Origin of the sequence: Mycolicibacterium brisbanense, from assembly GCF_001570425.1 — a bacterium.
GTDB classification, from domain to species: Bacteria; Actinomycetota; Actinomycetes; order Mycobacteriales; family Mycobacteriaceae; genus Mycobacterium; species Mycobacterium brisbanense.
The window spans coordinates 1-17,842 of the sequence record NZ_BCSX01000024.1 but is presented as its reverse complement, the minus strand read 5'-3'; the positions used below and the strand labels follow the sequence as shown (position 1 = coordinate 17,842).

The 17,842-nt window shown below is 66.8% G+C and carries 19 protein-coding genes; 8 read left to right on the top strand and 11 right to left on the bottom strand.

Annotated features, from left to right (window positions below; all coding sequences use genetic code 11):
• Positions 1 to 35: 35 nt before the first annotated feature.
• From ppk2 to RMCB_RS12715, 4 genes are all read right to left on the bottom strand, one after another.
• Positions 36 to 896 carry a polyphosphate kinase 2 gene (ppk2, locus tag RMCB_RS12730; protein ID WP_062829076.1) on the bottom strand — a complete coding sequence of 287 codons (861 nt, stop codon included), beginning with the start codon at positions 894 to 896 and terminating at the stop codon, positions 36 to 38.
• Between the two features lie 73 nt (positions 897 to 969).
• The gene (locus tag RMCB_RS12725; protein ID WP_062829075.1) at positions 970 to 2,499 is read right to left on the bottom strand and encodes an aldehyde dehydrogenase family protein; all 1,530 of its coding nucleotides are present in this window, start codon (positions 2,497 to 2,499) and stop codon (positions 970 to 972) included.
• Positions 2,500 to 2,552: 53 nt separating this feature from the next.
• Entirely contained in the window at positions 2,553 to 3,116 is a 564-nt protein-coding gene (locus RMCB_RS12720; protein WP_062829074.1) for a phosphatase PAP2 family protein, read from the bottom strand.
• The gene (locus RMCB_RS12715) at positions 3,113 to 3,631 is read right to left on the bottom strand and encodes a mycothiol transferase (protein ID WP_029369498.1); all 519 of its coding nucleotides are present in this window, start codon (positions 3,629 to 3,631) and stop codon (positions 3,113 to 3,115) included. The genes RMCB_RS12720 and RMCB_RS12715 overlap by 4 nt, the downstream gene beginning before the upstream one ends.
• 55 nt (positions 3,632 to 3,686) lie before the next feature.
• On the opposite strand from RMCB_RS12715, the gene RMCB_RS12710 reads away from it, so the two are divergent.
• Positions 3,687 to 4,280: an Rv1363c family protein gene (locus RMCB_RS12710; RefSeq protein ID WP_062829073.1), complete on the top strand. Its 594-nt coding sequence runs from the start codon at positions 3,687 to 3,689 to the stop codon at positions 4,278 to 4,280.
• Positions 4,277 to 4,792, top strand: coding sequence for a hypothetical protein (locus RMCB_RS12705; protein ID WP_062829072.1), 516 nt, complete (start codon positions 4,277 to 4,279; stop codon positions 4,790 to 4,792). The genes RMCB_RS12710 and RMCB_RS12705 overlap by 4 nt, the downstream gene beginning before the upstream one ends.
• Here RMCB_RS12705 and RMCB_RS12700 read toward each other — a convergent pair.
• A complete protein-coding gene (locus RMCB_RS12700; protein ID WP_029369495.1) occupies positions 4,789 to 5,172 on the bottom strand; it encodes a VOC family protein in 384 nt (127 codons plus the stop codon). The two genes, RMCB_RS12705 and RMCB_RS12700, sit on opposite strands and share 4 nt — an antisense overlap.
• 65 nt (positions 5,173 to 5,237) lie before the next feature.
• On the opposite strand from RMCB_RS12700, the gene RMCB_RS12695 reads away from it, so the two are divergent.
• The 3 genes from RMCB_RS12695 to RMCB_RS12685 all read left to right on the top strand — a co-directional run bounded on the left by RMCB_RS12695 (position 5,238) and on the right by RMCB_RS12685 (position 8,920).
• Positions 5,238 to 6,989, top strand: a complete 1,752-nt coding sequence (locus RMCB_RS12695) for an N-acyl-D-amino-acid deacylase family protein (protein ID WP_062829071.1) — start codon at positions 5,238 to 5,240, stop codon at positions 6,987 to 6,989.
• On the top strand, positions 6,986 to 7,363 hold the full coding sequence (locus RMCB_RS12690; RefSeq protein WP_062829070.1) for a hypothetical protein: 378 nt from the start codon (positions 6,986 to 6,988) through the stop codon (positions 7,361 to 7,363). The genes RMCB_RS12695 and RMCB_RS12690 overlap by 4 nt, the downstream gene beginning before the upstream one ends.
• A 210-nt stretch (positions 7,364 to 7,573) precedes the next feature.
• On the top strand, positions 7,574 to 8,920 hold the full coding sequence (locus tag RMCB_RS12685) for a PE-PPE domain-containing protein (protein WP_062829069.1): 1,347 nt from the start codon (positions 7,574 to 7,576) through the stop codon (positions 8,918 to 8,920).
• Between the two features lie 80 nt (positions 8,921 to 9,000).
• On the opposite strand, the gene groL is transcribed toward RMCB_RS12685, so the two are convergent.
• From groL to RMCB_RS12660, 4 genes are all read right to left on the bottom strand, one after another.
• Positions 9,001 to 10,626: a chaperonin GroEL gene (gene groL, locus RMCB_RS12680; protein WP_029369491.1), complete on the bottom strand. Its 1,626-nt coding sequence runs from the start codon at positions 10,624 to 10,626 to the stop codon at positions 9,001 to 9,003.
• 217 nt (positions 10,627 to 10,843) lie between these two features.
• Positions 10,844 to 11,401: a hypothetical protein gene (locus RMCB_RS12670; protein WP_062829068.1), complete on the bottom strand. Its 558-nt coding sequence runs from the start codon at positions 11,399 to 11,401 to the stop codon at positions 10,844 to 10,846.
• 9 nt (positions 11,402 to 11,410) lie between these two features.
• Positions 11,411 to 12,244, bottom strand: a complete 834-nt coding sequence (locus tag RMCB_RS12665) for an LLM class F420-dependent oxidoreductase (protein ID WP_062829067.1) — start codon at positions 12,242 to 12,244, stop codon at positions 11,411 to 11,413.
• 10 nt (positions 12,245 to 12,254) lie between these two features.
• On the bottom strand, positions 12,255 to 12,803 hold the full coding sequence (locus RMCB_RS12660) for a TetR/AcrR family transcriptional regulator (protein ID WP_062829066.1): 549 nt from the start codon (positions 12,801 to 12,803) through the stop codon (positions 12,255 to 12,257).
• A 108-nt stretch (positions 12,804 to 12,911) separates the two neighbouring features.
• Between RMCB_RS12660 and RMCB_RS12655 the strand changes: the two genes are divergently transcribed.
• Positions 12,912 to 13,865 carry an SDR family NAD(P)-dependent oxidoreductase gene (locus RMCB_RS12655; RefSeq protein WP_062829065.1) on the top strand — a complete coding sequence of 318 codons (954 nt, stop codon included), beginning with the start codon at positions 12,912 to 12,914 and terminating at the stop codon, positions 13,863 to 13,865.
• Here RMCB_RS12655 and RMCB_RS12650 read toward each other — a convergent pair.
• Entirely contained in the window at positions 13,855 to 14,622 is a 768-nt protein-coding gene (locus RMCB_RS12650; RefSeq protein ID WP_062829064.1) for a polysaccharide deacetylase family protein, read from the bottom strand. The genes RMCB_RS12655 and RMCB_RS12650 overlap by 11 nt on opposite strands.
• A 96-nt stretch (positions 14,623 to 14,718) precedes the next feature.
• On the opposite strand from RMCB_RS12650, the gene RMCB_RS12645 reads away from it, so the two are divergent.
• A complete protein-coding gene (locus RMCB_RS12645) occupies positions 14,719 to 15,213 on the top strand; it encodes a cupin domain-containing protein (protein ID WP_062829063.1) in 495 nt (164 codons plus the stop codon).
• A 73-nt stretch (positions 15,214 to 15,286) separates the two neighbouring features.
• Positions 15,287 to 16,993 carry a DEAD/DEAH box helicase gene (locus RMCB_RS12640; protein ID WP_062829062.1) on the top strand — a complete coding sequence of 569 codons (1,707 nt, stop codon included), beginning with the start codon at positions 15,287 to 15,289 and terminating at the stop codon, positions 16,991 to 16,993.
• 7 nt (positions 16,994 to 17,000) lie between these two features.
• Here the strand turns inward: RMCB_RS12640 and RMCB_RS12635 are convergent, their stop codons facing one another.
• Positions 17,001 to 17,486, bottom strand: a complete 486-nt coding sequence (locus RMCB_RS12635) for a hypothetical protein (RefSeq protein ID WP_062829061.1) — start codon at positions 17,484 to 17,486, stop codon at positions 17,001 to 17,003.
• Between the last annotated feature and the right edge of the window lie 356 nt (positions 17,487 to 17,842).

Here is a 17,842-nt window from a genome sequence, read left to right as displayed (position 1 = left end):
TCCTCAACTCGGGACGGCCCAGAAGCGGATCTGCGTCAATCCGAAAGCGCGCGCCCCACGATCAGCGGATCGGCGTCGCCGACCACCTCATGGTCCTTGTTGTCGTAGTTGAACTTACCGAGCACGTGGCGCATCGCGTTGATACGGGCGCGCTTCTTGTCGTTGCTCTTGACGACGGTCCACGGCGCGATCTCGGTGTCCGTCCAGGCGAACATGTCCTCTTTGGCCGCGGTGTAGTCGTCCCACTTGTCCAGCGACGCGAGGTCGGTGGGCGAGAGCTTCCACTGCCGCACCGGGTCGACCTGGCGGATGGTGAAGCGGGTGCGCTGCTCGTTCTGGGTGACCGAGAACCACAGTTTGGTCAGGCTGATGCCGTCGTTGACGAGCATCTGCTCGAACAGCGGGGCCTGCCGGATGAACTCGGCGTGCTGCTTGGGGGTGCAGTAGCCCATCACGCGCTCGACGCCGGCCCGGTTGTACCAGGACCGGTCGAACAGCACGATCTCACCGGCGGCCGGCAGGTGATTGACGTAGCGCTGGAAGTACCACTGCGTCCGTTCCTTCTCGGTGGGCTTCTCCAGCGCGACGACCCGGGCACCGCGCGGGTTGAGGTGCTCCATGAACCGCTTGATGGTGCCGCCCTTGCCCGCGGCGTCGCGGCCCTCGAACACGATGACGTGCCGCAGGCCGTTCCCCTGGCTCCACTTCTGCAGCTTGAGCAACTCGATCTGCAGCAGCCGCTTCTGCTCCTCGTACTCGGAGCGCTTCATGCGTTCCTCGTACGGGTAGCCTTCGCGCCACGTGTCGACCACCTCGCCGCTCGGCATGAGCAGCAGCTCGGGGTCGTCGTCATCGTCGTCGCGGACGGAGTAGCCGGTGGGATCCAGGGTGGTCACCCGCCGAAAATAGCCAGCTCGTCGTACCGGCGGGTGACACCACGGTGAACGCCAGGTGGCGCCCCCGTCGGGCCTATTTGGCGACCCTGCGCGGGCGGGCCAACGCCAGCCTGGTCATCAGCTTGTTCATCCGGGCCAGGGCCTTGTGTGAATTGTTGTAGTAGTTGCCGCCTGCACCCACACTCGTGCGCGGCGCAACCACCGTTTCCTGTTTGCAGAACTTACGCACGCCATCGACTCCGCCGAACCGGGCGCCGATGCCGGAAGTCTTCCAGCCGCCCATCGGGGCCGTGGTGCACATCAGGTTCGAGATCACGTCGTTGATGTTGACGGCACCGCAATCCAGTTGCAGGGCAACCGCTTTCGCTCGATCAACGTCCTTGGAGAACACCGAGGCGCTCAGCCCGTACTGGCTGTCGTTGGCCAGCCGCACCGCTTCCTCGACGGAGCTCACCTTCATGATCGGCAGTGTCGGGCCGAAGGTCTCTTCCGTCATGCACGACATGGTGTGATCGACGTCGACCAACACCGTCGGCGGGTAGAAGCTGCCCTCACCGTCGGGGCGCTTGCCACCGGTGAGCGCCTTGGCGCCTGCCGCCACGGCTTGGCTGACGTGCCGATCGGTGATGTCGACCTGACTGTCGTCGATCTGCGAGCCGAAGTCGTAGCCCTCGCCGGAACCCATCTTGAGGTTCTCGACGGCGCGCACCACGGCCGCGACGAACTGGTCGTAGATCGGCTCGAGCACATAGACCCGCTCGACGGACACACACGTCTGGCCGGCGTTGAACATCGCACCCCACACGGCGGCGTTGGCGGCAAGCTCGACGTCGGCGTCCTCGAGCACGATCATCGGGTCCTTGCCGCCGAGTTCGAGGCTGACCGGGGTGAGCCGGCGAGCGGCGCGCTCCATCACCTTGGCGCCGGTCGCGCTGGAGCCGGTGAACTGGATGTAGTCCGAGTTGTCGATGACGGCTTCGGACACCTCACGGGCACCCTGGGCGAGTGCGAGCACCTCAGGTGCGCCGGAATCCAGCCAGCCACGCAGGAGCACCTCAGCGGTCAGCGGGGTGCGCTCGGACGGCTTGAGCAGCACCGCGCAACCGGCAGCCAAGGCTCCGATGGCGTCCATCATCGCGTTGGCAACGGGGTAGTTCCACGGCGCGATGATGCCGACGACGGGACGGGGCCGGTAATGCACCTCGACCTTCTTCACCGCCAGGAACGGCAAAGATGCGGGACGGTTCTCAGGCGCCAGCGCCTTCTCCACCGTCTTGATGTAGTACGACAGGATCATGATCAGCAGCGGCACCTCTTGGGCCGCGTCGACCGCCGACTTGCCCGTCTCGGCGATCAGCAGCTTCTCGATCTCGTCGCGGTGGTCCCCCAGCCACACGGCGTAGCGGGCAAGCACCTTGGCACGCCCCTTGGCGCCGCGGGCCTCCCACTCGCGCTGCGCCTCGCGCAGGCCTGCGGCGATCCGCGGCACGTCGGCCGCATCGGTCCAGCGCACCTGACCGGCGACGGCGCCGGTCGCGGGGCTGTGGATGGTGCCGGATCCCGTGAACGGAGCCGGCCGATCAACATCTGGCGTCGCTGTCATGGGGCCATGTTAACCACCGTGTGTGACGCAGGTCGCACCGGGGTTGACACCTGTCAAGTGAGACGGGCGGCCGAGGCAGCCTCGACCTCGCGCCTGGCGACGAGAGCGACCATGCAGACCACCGATGTCGCCAGCAGCACTGCGCCGATGGTGTCGGTGAAGTAGTGATAGGTGATGGCCTGGCCGAACATGGCCAGCAGCCCGAGGGTGACTGCGACGACCAAGGACCACACCGCGATCCCCGCCGCGACCACCAGCAGGCCGAGCACCACCACCGCGAACGTGGTGTGCCCGCTGGGATAGCACAGCGCGCCACCCTTCTCCCGACCGAAGATGCGTTTACAGACCTGCACCACAAGTGTGGACAGCGGCGCGCTCAGCAGCATGGCGACCGCCAGCCACCACTGTCTTCGACGCAGCGTCACGACGATCACGGCCACCAGCACCAACGTCAGCGCCGGCGGGTAGGTGAACACCAGGAACGCGGTGCGCGAGGAACCCATGTCGGAACCCAGCTGCTGGAACCAGGTGTCGACAGCGGTCGGTCCCTGACCGAGGGCCCAGCCCAGCAGCAACATGGCCACCAGCCCGATCGGCGGCCAACACCGCGCGATCACCCGATGATGCCGCGTAGGTACGCGGCCTGCCCCAGGTGCTGCGCACAGTCGTCGATGATGCTGACCAGCCGCACGCTCGCGGTCACCGGCGGATTCCACCGGGTGTCGACGATGCGGCTCAGCTCCTCGGGCGTGACGGTGGCGATGTACTCCAATGTCACCTTGTGCACGGCCCGGTAGTAGCCGGCCAACAGATCCGCGGAGGCGCGGACCTTGGCGACATCGGCGGCACTGTGGCCGTAGCCCATGTCGTCGCGCGGCAAGTCGAGGCCGAACCGGTCCACCCACCCGTCGCGGAACCACACCTGCTCGAACCCTGCGATGTCACACAGCTGCAGATCCTGCCCGCGCGCACTGTGCCAGATCAGCCACGCGATGCTGTTGGCCTGCGGCGTCGGGCGGTACGTCGCGGCTTCGTCGCTGAGCCCGTCGGTGAGGTCATCGACGTGTTCGATCAGCCGGGAGAAGGAATCGCGCAGCAGTTCGCGGACAGCGTCGGATTCATCGGAGGTCATGGCAGCGACGCTACCCGCAGGTCCCGACCGGTCGAGCGCCGTTACTATCACGGCCATGGGCGGTCAACCGGATCCGTGGCACCAGCCTCCGCCGATCCAGCACGCACCGCCGTACCTGCCCGGGTACCTCCCACCGCCCGGTCCGCCACGCAAATCCCAGGCCCTGGTGGTCGCCGCCATCGCAATCCCCGCGGTCCTGGCCCTGATGTTGCTGGGCGCCACCGGTTTTGCGATCAGCCAGTTCGTCCGCAGCGAACCTGCCGCGTCTACCGCCAACCCGCGGTGGCAACCGTATGTCGACGCCGCGCGAAGCTTCGCCGAGACGGTTTCGTCGGTGAGCGCGGCGAGGGTCGATGCCGACATCCAGCGCGTGCTCGACGGGTCGACCGGAGCATTCCACGACGACTTCCAGAAGCAGGCCGACACCTTCAAGCAGGCGATAGTGACCAACGGCTCGACGTCTCGCGGCACCGTCAGCGCTTCGGGCCTCGAATCGTTCACGGCGGGACAAGCCGTCGTGCTGATCAGCGTCTCCACCCACACCAGTACCACGACCACCGCCCCACAGGACCGGGCACAGCGGTTGGTGCTGACCGTCGTCGAGACCGCGGCCTCCTACAAGGTCTCGAAGCTGGAGTTCGTTCCGTGACCGCGCGACGGGTCGCATGGGGACTGCTGGTCGCATTCCTCTGCCTCGGCATCGCCGTGGCGACCGGCCTGGGCGGCTGGCAGTTCATCATCAAGAGCAGACCGGCCCCCGAGCCGGTGGCCGACCGAGCCGCGGCCCGGCAACAGGTGATCGACGTGGTGCGCGCGAACCTGCCGACGGTCATGAGCTACACCCCGGCCATCAGCGAAGCCGACCTCGGTTCCCGCACCGCGCTGCTGACCGGCAAGTTCCTTACCGACTATCAGGACACCATGCGCAAGTCGGTGATCCCGCAGGCCCGCCAAACCCACATCACCTCGACTGCCACCGTGGTGCGCGCCGGCGTCGACAGCCTGTCCGAAGACACCGCCCAAGTGCTGGCCTTCGTCAACACCACCGCGACGACGGGCGATCAGCCCCCGACGCAGTCACAGAACACCGTGCTGATCGGGCTGACCAATGTCCACGGCTCCTGGCTGATGGACTCGTTCGATCGGAAGGGCACCCCCTAGCCCGCGGCCCCGTGGAAAACCGCCTCGACGTTGTTGCCGTCGGGATCGCGCACGAATGCCCCGAAGTAGCCCGGGTGGTACTCCGGCCACAGCCGCGGCTCGTGCAGTGATTCGGCGCCCAACCCCACGGCGGCGTCGTAGAACGCCTTGACCGCGTCGACGTCGGCCGCCTGGAACGCCACGTGGACCTCCCGGTTGGGGCCGCCCGCGTCACCGGCACTGGCGTCGGCAATCCAGAAGTCCGGCTTACCATCGCGGCCGTAGCCGATCGCGACGTCGAAGTCGAGCTGGCGGCCGTACCCGAGCACGCCGAGCACAGTGTCATAGAACTGCTTGGACTTGGCCCAGTCGGTGCAGTTGATTCCGAAGTGGTCGATCACGGCTTGATCTTGGCATGTGGCACCGACACATTCCCCTACGGCGCGGATCGTCGTACGTTGGTTAGGTGGGCTATGACTCTGACGCCGCAACATTCGATCTGTGCATCCGCGGCGGCCTGATCGTCGACGGGCTGGGCGGCAAACCGTATGCCGGCGATGTCGCGGTGCGCGACGGCGTGATCGTCGCGGTCGGATCGGTGGATGGTTCCGGGACGCGCGAGATCGACGCCACCGGCCTGGTGGTCACCCCGGGATTCGTCGACCTGCACACCCACTACGACGGGCAGGCGATCTGGAGCGACCGGCTCACGCCGTCCTCGGCGCATGGCGTGACCACCGCGGTCATGGGCAATTGCGGCGTGGGATTCGCGCCGTGCCGGGCCGAGGACCACGACGTGCTGGTCGACGTGATGGCCGGGGTCGAGGACATCCCCGGCGTGGTGATGGTCGACGGTTTGCCGTGGACGTGGGAGACGTTCCCGGAGTTTCTCGACACTCTCGATGCGGGACGACGCGATATCGATGTGGCCGCGCTGCTGCCCCACTCGCCGCTGCGTGTGTACGTGATGGGCCAGCGCGGTGTGGATCGGGAGCCGGCCACCCCGGAAGATCTCGCACAGCTGCGCAAACTCGCCGCCGAGGCGGTCGAGGTCGGCGCGCTGGGTTTCGCGTCATCGCGGCTGACGATCCACAAAACCCAAAGCGGACAACCGATTCCGAGTTACGACGCGGGCCACGATGAGATCGAGGCGATCGCCCGCGGCGTCGACGACGCCGGTGGCGGCCTGATCCAATTCGTGCCCGATCTGGTCGCCGGCGACTACGAACCCGCCCTGCAGACCGTATTCGACGTCGCCGCCGAGGTCGGCCTGCCGGTGACCTTCACGCTGGCGATCGGCAATGCCGGGCCCGCGTTCTTCGAAGACGCGCTACGCATGGTGGAGAAGTCCAACGCCGACGGCGGAGATATCACGGCGCAGATCTTCCCCCGTCCCATCGGCCTTGTGCTCGGCCTCGAGCTGTCGGGCAACCCGTTCGTGATGTACCCGTCGTACCAGGAGATCGCCGACCTGCCGCTGCCCGAACGCGTCGCCGAGATGCACAAACCCGCAGTGCGACAGCGCATTCTGACCGACAAGCCGAGCAGTGACGGGCATCCGCTGATGTTCGCCGCGCAGGCTTGGGACTACATGTACCCGCTGGGCGATCCACCCAATTACGAACCGTCGCCGTCGGATTCGATCGGCGCGCGGGCCCGGGCCCGTGGCGTCGACCCGCTGGAAGAGGCCTACGATCGGCTGCTCGACGATGACGGCCACGCCATGCTCTTGGTGACGCTGGCCAACTTCCGTGACGGTTCGCTCGACACCGTCGCCGAGTTGATCCGCCGTGAGGACGTGGTGCTGGGTCTCGGCGACGGCGGTGCGCATTACGGGATGATCTGCGATGCGAGCTTCCCGACCTACCTGCTGACACACTGGGTGCGCGACCGCGCTTCGGGTCGGCTGTCGATGGCCGAGGCGGTCCGTCAGCTCACCTCGGTGCCCGCGCGCGTCGCACACCTGCTGGACCGCGGACGAATTGCCGTGGGCTACAAGGCTGATCTCAACGTGATCGATCCTGACGCGCTCCGGCTGCACAAGCCCGTGGTGGCCAGAGATCTTCCGGCCGGCGGACGTCGGCTGGATCAGAGTGCCGACGGGTATGTCGCCACGGTCGTGTCCGGACAGATCATCGCCGAACACGGCGTACCCACCGACGCCCGGCCGGGCAAACTGGTGCGCGGCAGGCAACCCGCTCCGGAGGGCGCAGCATGAGCGTGAAGGTAGATCTGGACCAGTTGGCCGACGCGCTGGCGGACTTCGCGTTCGCCTACCTGATCACCGTCGGTGACGACTTCCGCGCACACACGGTGGCCGTCGATCCGGTGCTGACCGACGGCGTCATCGGCGTCGGCACGGCCGGTCGGCACACCCGCACCAATCTCGTCGGACATCCTGCTGTCACCGTGATCTGGCCGCCGCGCGAACCGGGCGGTTATTCACTGATCGTGGATGGGACAGGCGAACTGGCGGGCGACGAGGTGCGGGTGGTACCCAGCCGGGCCGTGCTTCACCGCAAAGCCGCACCCGAGTCCCCCGCGGCAAGCAGTGGCCATCTGCACGACTGCGTACCCATCGAAGAAAGCTGAGCTTTTTTCGTTCGCAAAGACCGCGGAACCTTCCCTGGGCAAGTTTGCTCAATCGGGTCACACCCAGCAACTTCACCGCTACTGTCTGATCACCAACGCGTCACGAGTTAGCCTCGGACGCGACGGACGTTTGCGGGGAGGGTCCGGATGTCTGGTCGTCATGCGCATAACAAGCGGTCGACTCGTCGCTCTGTCGCGGGTACCGCGGCTGTGGCCGCCAGTTGCGTTCTGATCACGCCGGTCGCGCTGAACAGCCCGACCATCGCGGCCACCCTGACGAACTACGTGATCGGGGTGGGCGGCAACAACGACCCGACCAGCGGCAACATCAACCACAAACTCGACGGCCAGTACAGCGACGCGCACGGCGTGCAGTATCTGGCGGCGATCTGGCCGGTCAGCGGGCTCACCGCACCCACGTTCGCGCAGTCGGTGAACGACGGCAACAGCAAGCTCGGCCAAGCGATTTCGAGTGCGAACTCACCCAACACCGCCGACGATCACATCGTCGTCGTCGGCTACTCGCTCGGCGCCGTCGTCACCAACAAGCAGCGCAAGCAGCTCGAGACGGACCCGACCGCACCGGCGAACCTCGAGTTCGTCCTGATCGCCAACGCCAACAAGCCCAACGGCGGCATATTCGCTCGATTCCCTTGGCTCTACGTACCTTTCGCCGATATCCAGTCCACCGGCGCGATGGGGCCCGACCAGTTCACGACCACCGACATCACCCGGGAGTACGACACCTACGGGGACTTCCCGGCGTACTTCAACCCGTTGTCGCTCGCGAATGCCGCAGCGGCCGTCGTGTATGTGCACCCGGACGCGAACTACGACAACATCGACATGAGCCAGTACACCGACGCCAACGCCGTCAGCCATGAAACCAACGGCGACACAACGACTTACCAGTACGCGGACGGCACCACCAAGACCGTCGTCGAGCAGCCGGGCAAGGCACCCACCACCTACTACGTGGTGCACACCGATCACCTGCCCCTGCTGATGCCGGCGCGCCAGGCCGCCGACGCGCTGGGCCTGCCGCAGGGCGGAATCGACGCCGTCGAGCCGGTCCTGCGCGTGCTCGTCGACATGGGTTACGACCGCACGACCAACCCCGCCACCCCCACGCAGTTCAGCTTGTTCACGCCGCCGCAGAAGTTCGTCGAGGCCGCGGCAGCCATGCCCGGCGCAGTCCAGCAGGGCATCAACAACTTCCAGAACCCGCCCCCACCGGTTCACAGCGGGATCGCAACCGAACCCACCCCGGACCTGACATCCGCCACCGCTGCACCGACCAGCACCAAACTGCCGCAGAACCCGATCACGCTGAACCTGCCGAAGTTGCCGTCACTCCCCGATCTGCCGAAGCAGGCCACCCCGAAGCTGCCGAAACTCACGACGACACAACCGGATACCAAGAAATTGAAACTGCCGTCGCTGCGTGACGCCGCCAAATCACTGACGAGCCTGACCAAGATCAAGATCAAGACCAAGACCAAGGCCACGCCCGACGACAAGACCGAGCAGCCCGCGAAGGACAAGGACGCGGCGTAACAGCGACTCGCGACACGAAAAAGCCCGGCCTCCAAGGAGACCGGGCTTTTCCGTTGTTCTTCCGCAGAAGGGCAGGACTCCTAGAAGTCCATGCCGCCCATGCCACCGGTCGGGTCGCCGGCAGGTGCGGCGGCCTTCTCCGGCTTGTCGGCGACGACGGCCTCGGTGGTGAGGAACAGCGCCGCGATGGACGCCGCGTTCTGCAGCGCCGAGCGGGTGACCTTCACCGGGTCGGCGACGCCGGCCTTGAGCAGGTCCTCGTACTCACCGGTGGCGGCGTTCAGGCCGGTGCCGGCGGGCGAGTTGGTGACCTTCTCGGCGACGACGCCGGGCTCCAGACCACCGTTGAAGGCGATCTGCTTGAGCGGGGCCGACAGCGCGACACGCACGATGTTGGCGCCGGTGGCCTCGTCACCGGTGAGCTGCAGCTCCTCCAGCGCGGGGGCCGACTGCAGCAGAGCCACGCCACCACCGGCGACGATGCCCTCCTCGACCGCGGCCTTCGCGTTGCGGACGGCGTCCTCGATGCGGTGCTTGCGCTCCTTGAGCTCCACCTCGGTGGCAGCGCCGGCCTTGATGACTGCAACACCGCCGGCCAGCTTGGCCAGGCGCTCCTGCAGCTTCTCGCGGTCGTAGTCGGAGTCGCTGTTCTCGATCTCGGCACGGATCTGAGCCACGCGACCGGCGATGGCGTCGCTGTCGCCTGCGCCCTCGACGATGGTGGTCTCATCCTTGGTCACGACGACCTTGCGGGCCTGGCCCAGCAGTGCGACATCGGCGGTCTCCAGCGAGAGGCCGACCTCTTCGCTGATGACCTGGCCACCGGTGAGGATGGCGATGTCCTGCAGCATGGCCTTGCGGCGGTCGCCGAAGCCCGGGGCCTTGACGGCGACGGACTTGAAGGTGCCACGGATCTTGTTGACGACCAGGGTCGACAGGGCTTCGCCCTCGACGTCCTCGGCGATGATCAGCAGCGGCTTGCCGGACTGGATGACCTTCTCCAGCAGCGGCAGCAGGTCCTTGACGGTCGAGACCTTGGAGCTGACCAGCAGGATGTAGGGATCCTCCAGGACGGCTTCCTGACGCTCGGCGTCGGTCACGAAGTAACCCGAGATGTAGCCCTTGTCGAAGCGCATGCCCTCGGTGAGCTCCAGCTGCAGCCCGAAGGTGTTGCTCTCCTCGACGGTGATGACACCCTCGTTGCCGACCTTGTCCATGGCCTCGGCGATCAGGTCACCGATGGACTGGTCTCCGGCGGAGATACCGGCGGTGGCAGCGATCTGCTCCTTGGTCTCCACCTCCTTGGCGCTCTTCAGCAGCGTCTCGGTGACCTTCTCGACGGCCTTCTCGATGCCGCGCTTCAGGCCGAGCGGGTTGGCGCCGGCAGCGACGTTGCGCAGGCCTTCGCGAACCAGGGCCTGGGCCAGAACGGTGGCGGTGGTGGTGCCGTCGCCCGCGACGTCGTCGGTCTTCTTGGCGACCTCTTTGACCAGCTCAGCGCCGATCTTCTCGTACGGGTCCTCCAGCTCGATCTCCTTGGCGATGGACACACCATCGTTGGTGATCGTGGGGGCGCCCCACTTCTTCTCGAGGACAACGTTGCGACCCTTGGGGCCCAGCGTGACCTTTACCGCGTCGGCGAGGCTGTTGAGGCCCCGCTCGAGGCCACGACGGGCCTCTTCGTCATACGCAATTGTCTTAGCCATTGCGAAGTGATTCCTCCGGATAGGGGATCGCACGTTCTGTAGTCGGGTTCAGTGCCCGCGACGGACGACTGGGGTGTGCTCCCGCAGGTGCGGCCCCGGTCTCACCGTCCCGACCTAGCACTCACTGATCGAGAGTGCCAACTGCATTCTTAGCACTCGGCCTGGGTGAGTGCAAGAGCGTTCGCGTTCAGCGGAGTGGTCGCGGGGCGACTGCCCCTCAATGCCCACGCGAGAGCACGAAGAGCTGCACGTGATCGCCGTTGCGAGCCAGCAGCACGGTCTCGGCGTCCGGCGGGGTGCCGGAGTAGTTGTCGGTCAGGACATCCTCACCGTCCAAGGACCGGGTGCTGACCGCCAGCTCGGTGCCGGCATCGCAGTGGAACCCCTCGAGTTCCGCGAAGTCGTGATGCACGATCTCGTCGGCACAGGTGGCCCGTCGCAGTGCCGGGAAGTCGGGATTGGCTTGCGCCAGAGCATGTTCCGCGTCGTCGAAGGGATCGGGCACCGCGTAGCGGCCGATATACCCATCGGCCCCGGAGAACACCCGCTGCACGGTCATGGCCTCGAACGTGAATCCGTCGGGGATGCCGATCCGCCGGTCATGCATGGCCTTGGCCGCCGCTTTGGCATCGAGGGCGTGCGGACCGACATTGTCGTCGTCGGCGAAAGACACGAAGAAGACGACGAACCCGATCACGAGCGTCAAGCCGACGCAGCTCAGCACCACGGCGGCCGAGATCAACGCGACCAGCCACCAGTTGGTTCTGCGCCTCACCGGTGAAGGCTAACCGGATTGGTACTGCTGTACCTGCGCCGCATAGTCGTCGAGCAGGCCCAGGGTTTCGTCCTTGCCCACCGAGGGCAGGAACAGGCCGAGCTGACCGAAACCGAGGTCCTCGGCGGCGCGCCAATAGTCGGGCTTGATCGGCGCACCGAACATCGCCAGCGGCACATCGTGTCCGGCGCCGTCGCGAATCTGGGCGATCCGGTTGGCCAGCGCTTCGCGCGGCAGTGCGTTGGAGATCCAGCCCGCACCGTGGCGGATCACGCGCTTGACCGTGGCGTCGGAGTTCCCGCCGACGTAGATCGGCGGGTGTGGCTTCTGGACCGGCTTGGGACGGCAGTAGGACGGGTCGAAGTTGACGTACTTGCCGTGATACTCGGCGGGTTCGTCGGTCCACAGTGCCTTGATGGCCTCGATACTCTCGTCGAGGCGCGCACCGCGGGTCTTCGGATCGGTGCCGTGGTCGCGCATCTCCTCGAGATTCCAGCCTGCCCCCACGCCGAAGACGAAGCGGCCGTCGGAGATCAGGTCGATGCTCGCGGCTTCCTTGGCGGTGTGGATCGGATCGCGCTGGATGAGCAGGGCGACCCCGGTGAAGAGTTCGATCGTGGAGGTCACTGCCGCGGCGGCGGCGAGCGTGACGAACGGGTCGAGCGTGTTGTAGTAGTACGCGGGCAGATCGCCGCCGTTGGGGTAGGCCGATTCCCGGCTCGCCGGGATGTGACTGTGCTCGGCGACGATGAGCGATGCGAAGCCCCGCTCTTCGATCGCACGCGCCAGAGATACCGAATCGATGGTGTCGTCGTCGACGAACGTCGCGATGCCGAACTTCATGTGGCCGACGCTACTCCGGGCGGGCCCGCAATCCGTCGAAGACGACGTCGGTGACCCGTTCGGCCACACCGGCGTTGTAGGTCTGCATGGCCTGGCAGCCGACGAGCAGCGCCTTGACTTCGGGAACGGTGACATCGTTGCGCACAACCCCTGCGCGCTGGGCCGCCGCGAGCAGCTCGGCGAGCGCTGCGAGGAACTCGCCCTCGGCTTCGGGCGCCGCGCCGTTCACCTCGATACCGAGGCCGGCCAGCGCGTCGACCAGCCCTTTATCGGTCGCCCCCCACTGAAGCACCATCGCGCGCAGGAACAGGAACAACGCCTCGCCCGGGTCGGCTCCGGCGAGCAGGGTGCGCGCCTTCTCGACGACGAGGCGGATCCGCTCGGCGATCACCGCGCGGAACAGATCTTCCTTGGTGGGGAAATGCCGGTAGACGGTCCCCGCTCCGACGCCCGCCCGCCGGGCGATCTCGTCGATCGGCACCGAAAGGCCTTCGGCCGCGAACGTCTCATAGGCGACGTCCAGCACCCGGGCACGGTTGCGGGCAGCATCCGCGCGCATCGTTGATCACCTCACCACTTGCCAGCGTTGACAAAACGGGGCGCGCGTTCCGTATAGTTGGAACACAACCGGAGCGCTCTCTCCGTTTTACCCGACAAGGAGTCTCTCATGCCCCACTGGACCACCGCCAACATCCCAGACCAAACGGGCCGTACGGCCGTCGTCACCGGCGCGAACACCGGCCTCGGACTGGAAACCGCCAAGGCGCTCGCGGCAAAGGGCGCGCACGTCGTGCTGGCCGTCCGCAACCTCGAGAAGGGCAAGGACGCCGTGCGGCAGATAGAGCTGACCAGCCCCGGCGCCCGCGTCGCGCTGCAGGAACTGGACCTGACCTCGCTGGACTCGATCCACGCGGCCGCCGATGCGCTGCGCGCCAACCACCCGAGCATCGATCTGCTGATCAACAACGCCGGCGTGATGTTCACCCCGAAATCGACCACCAAGGACGGCTTCGAGCTGCAGTTCGGCACCAACCATCTGGGCCATTTCGCGCTGACGGGCCTGCTGCTCGACCGTCTGCTCGCGGTGCCGGGATCGCGCGTGGTGACGGTCAGCAGCATCGGTCATCGCTTCGCGCGCGGCATCCGGTTCGACGATCTGCAGTGGGACCTCGGCTACAGCCGCGTCGGCGCCTACGGGCAGGCCAAGCTCGCCAACCTGATGTTCATCTACGAATTGCAGCGGCGGCTTCAGTCCAATCGCTCCTCGCGTGCGCAGCCCGGCACCCGCACCATCGCGGCCGCCGCACATCCCGGCGGATCGCGGACCGAACTCACGCGCAACCTGCCGCCGCTGGTCGGCGCCGTGACCAAGCTGGCCGAACCGCTCTTCCAGAGCGCCGCGATGGGCGCTCTGCCGACGCTGCGCGCGGCCACCGATCCTGGTGTGCTGGGCGGGCAGTACTTCGGCCCCGATGGCTTGGGCGAGCAACGGGGTTACCCGAAGGTCGTCGCCTCAAGCGCAGCCTCGCACGACACCGCAGCACAGCGCCGGTTGTGGACGGTGTCCGAGGAGCTGACCGGGGTGAGCTACCCGAGCCTGCAGGACATCACTACGGCGTGACGAACTGCCAGCCGGCGGCCTGCATCTGCGGGATCGCGTCGGCGATGCCGGCGTGGGTGCCCGAGTTCGGGTGGTTCATGTGCGCGACCACGATGGACCCGGGTGCCGCCGTCATGACGTTGGAACGAACCGCCGCGGCCGACGCCTTCGCACCGAGGTCGCCGTTGACCGAGAAGCCGAGTGGTTGCTCGCCGAGCTGATGGACGATGTCGACGGCCACGTCGTCGTAGTACGCGGTGCCCGGCCGGAACCAGACGGGCGCCCTGCCCGTCAGCTCGGTGAGCCGCTGGTGGTTGCGCCACACCTCGTCGACCACCTCGTCGACCGACCGCGTGCCCCCGATGCCGTAAGCGGACCGCCCGGTGACCGACAGCGGAAGATGCCGGGTGCCGTGATTGCCGATCTCGAACAACGGATTGGCCGCCAGTTGCGCGGCGCGGTCGGGGTTGCGGTCGATCCAGCGGGAGTTGAACATCAGCACCGCAGGCACACCGTAGTTCTGCAGCGTGGTGAGCAACGCCTCGTCACAGGCGCCGTCGCAGGCGTCGAACGTCAGCGCGATCTGCCGGCCGCCGGGTGCGAACGACGTCTGCACGCCCGGCAGGGCGGTCCCCCAGCGCGACGGGGCCCGGCCGCGGTTGGTGGCCGCGACACTGCCGGGGTCGGGTGCAATGGGATTGGCGAACGCGCGAGGCACACCTGCCGCGGCCAATGAACCGACAGCGGTGGCGGCCAGAAAAGCCCGCCGGGTGATCACATGGCGGATGGTAGGCGCGCAGGTTGAACCCCACGTGTCCGCAAACTGTGGATTGGCTGCCTGGCCTTGAGCCCGGTCAGGGCTACGCTCAAGGGCGTGTCGCTTGTCGTGCCGCCATATCCCCCGGCCCGCTATACCAAGGACGAACCGGAAGTCAGCGCCTGGATCCGACGCGCCGACGACCCACCCGACTACGACTCCTTCGGCCTGGTCAAATACCACTATCTGGCCAATCAGCAACGGACCAACGGGGATTACGGTCTGTACCGGGTGGACATCAGCCCCAAGGGCGGCGGCCCCGGTCCGCATTTCCACCGCGCCATGTCCGAATCCTTCTTCGTGCTGTCGGGGACCGTGCGGCTCTACGACGGCACCGAGTGGCTGGATGGCAACACCGGCGATTTCCTCTACGTGCCACCGGGCGGCATCCACGGCTTCCGCAACGAGTCCGACGCGCCGACGTCGTTGCTGATGCTGTTTGCTCCGGGCGCGCCGCGCGAGGTCTACTTCGAGGGGTTCGCGCAGTTGGCGGACATGAGCGACGACGAACGGACCGAGTGGTTCATCAAGAACGACAACTTCTTCATCTGACGACACATCCTGCGGATATGCGCTGACGTAAGGCACTGGCCTAGACTGCTTTCCGACTGAGAGGAGTCCTCGGGTGCGGGCTGATGCAGCGCCCAGCACCCAGGCACTGCGGGGCTGGCAGCGCAAGGCGCTGGTGAAGTACTTGACCGCCAAGCCACGGGATTACCTGGCGGTCGCCACCCCCGGCGCGGGTAAGACCACGTTTGCGCTGCGGATCGCGGCGGAGCTGCTGGGTGACCGCACGGTCGACGCGGTCACCGTGGTGGTGCCCACCGAGCATCTCAAGATCCAGTGGGCACAGTCGGCGGCGCGCAACGGCATCGCGCTTGACCCGAAGTTCAGCAACTCCAACTCGCAGACCTCGGCCGAGTACCACGGCGTCGTCGTCACCTACGCCCAGGTGGCCAGCCACCCCACCCGGCATCGGGTGCGCACCGAGAGCCGCAAGACGCTGGTGATCTTCGACGAGATCCACCACGGCGGTGACGCGAAGAGCTGGGGCGACGCGATGCGTGAGGCGTTCGACGACGCGACGCGGCGCCTGGCTCTCACCGGAACCCCGTTCCGCAGCGACGACAGCCCGATCCCGTTCGTCAGGTACGAGCCCGACGAGAGCGGATACCAGCGTTCCCAGGCCGACCATGTGTACGGCTACTCCGACGCGCTGGCCGACGGCGTCGTGCGGCCGGTGGTGTTCCTCGCCTACTCGGGTGAGGCCCGCTGGCGCGACAGTGCCGGCGAGGAGCACGCTGCGCGGCTCGGCGAACCGCTGACCGCAGAGCAGACCGCGCGGGCCTGGCGCACGGCGTTGAACCCGGCAGGCGAATGGATGCCCGCGGTGATCGCCGCGGCCGACAAGCGCTTGCAGCAGAAGCGTCAGCACGTGCCCGATGCCGGCGGCATGATCATCGCCACCAACCAGACCACCGCCCGGGCCTACGCCGACCTGCTCACCAAGATCACCGGCGAGGCCCCCACCGTGGTGCTCTCCGACGATCCGGCCGCCTCGGATCGGATCAGCCAGTTCTCGCAAAGCACCAGCCGGTGGCTGGTCGCGGTCCGCATGGTGTCCGAGGGCGTCGACGTGCCGCGGCTGTCCGTCGGCGTGTACGCCACGAGCGCCTCGACGCCGCTGTTCTTCGCTCAGGCCATCGGCCGGTTCGTGCGTTCGCGCCGCCCCGGTGAGACCGCCAGCATCTTCCTGCCGTCGGTGCCCAATCTGCTGCTGTTGGCCAGCGAGATGGAAGCGCAACGCAACCACGTGCTGGGCAAGCCGCACCGGGAGTCCGACGGACTGGACGACGAGGCGCTCGAAGCCGCCGAGAAGCGCAAGGACGAGAAGAGTGAGCTGGAGAACGGCTTCGAGTCCCTCGGCGCGGACGCCGAGCTGGACCAGGTCATCTTCGACGGCGCATCATTCGGCACCGCCACGCCGGCAGGCAGCGACGAGGAAGCCGACTATCTCGGCATCCCGGGCCTGCTCGATGCCGAGCAGATGCGAGACCTGTTGCGCCGCAGGCAAGATGAACAACTCAACAAGCGCACTGCCGAGGCGGCCGTCGCGGGTGGTCCCCCGCCGCCGCGCACCACGCACGGCCAGATCCGGGAATTGCGTCGCGAACTCAACGCGTTGGTGACCATCGCGCATCACCGCACCGGCAAGCCACACGGCTGGATCCACAACGAGTTGCGTCGCATCTGCGGTGGGCCGCCGGTGGCCGCGGCGACGACCGATCAGCTCAAGGCCCGCATCGAAGCGGTGCGCGACCTGAAGGCCTGAGAAGGCACTAGTGCGCGGCGCAGTCCAGCGTCACGTCGATGGTCTTGCTGACGGTGATCGTCGTCTGATGCTTGTTGCCGATCGAGCCAGGCCCTCCGGGTGCATTTCCCCCGGAGTTCAACGAGGTGACGGTCATTGGGTTGTGCACCTCCACCACAGCGCAGTCGGGCAGTGGATGATCGCCGGTTCGCTCTACGGTCACAGAGTAACCGGCACCTTGCAGGTCCGCGATCGTCGTGACCGCATGCGTGTCGGGCAACCAGTGGATCTGCCCTGACTCATCGGCCATGCAGCGAAGGGCGCCACCATCGGGAGCCGTTGCCTTATCACCGATTTGGGCCGAGCCACAATCCGTGCCGACGGTGGGTGCGTCGGCACGAACCAGTGCTACCGGTCCGACGAGGCCCGCAGCCAACAGCCCGGCCACGGCCAGAATCCGAAGATTGACAGTAACCATCGCGTCGTCCCCTAACTCTCGGGCGACCTGGAACATCGCCAATACCTGCTGGTCACACTAGATCTCGCTGAAGCCGCCGCTAATGGCCAAAGGGCACCAACCGCGCGGACTCAAGTCACACAGAACAGGACTTCGGTCCCCTACACCTGGTTCTCCCCACGGAATCGTGGACACTGAGCCCACAGGCCGCGAGCTCGACGAAAACGCTGTGATTTCACCGACGCCCCTCTTTGCCAGGCTGGTTGTGAGTCATTCATCGACCTGTTTGGGATGGAGGGTTATGTCGATCAGCCCGGGGTTTTCGGCGGCGGAGGTTCGTGCGTTTGTCGATCGGTATCACCTGCAGCCTCATGGGCAGAAGCGCGGGTGGCTTGCCGCGCAGGGGGTGTCGG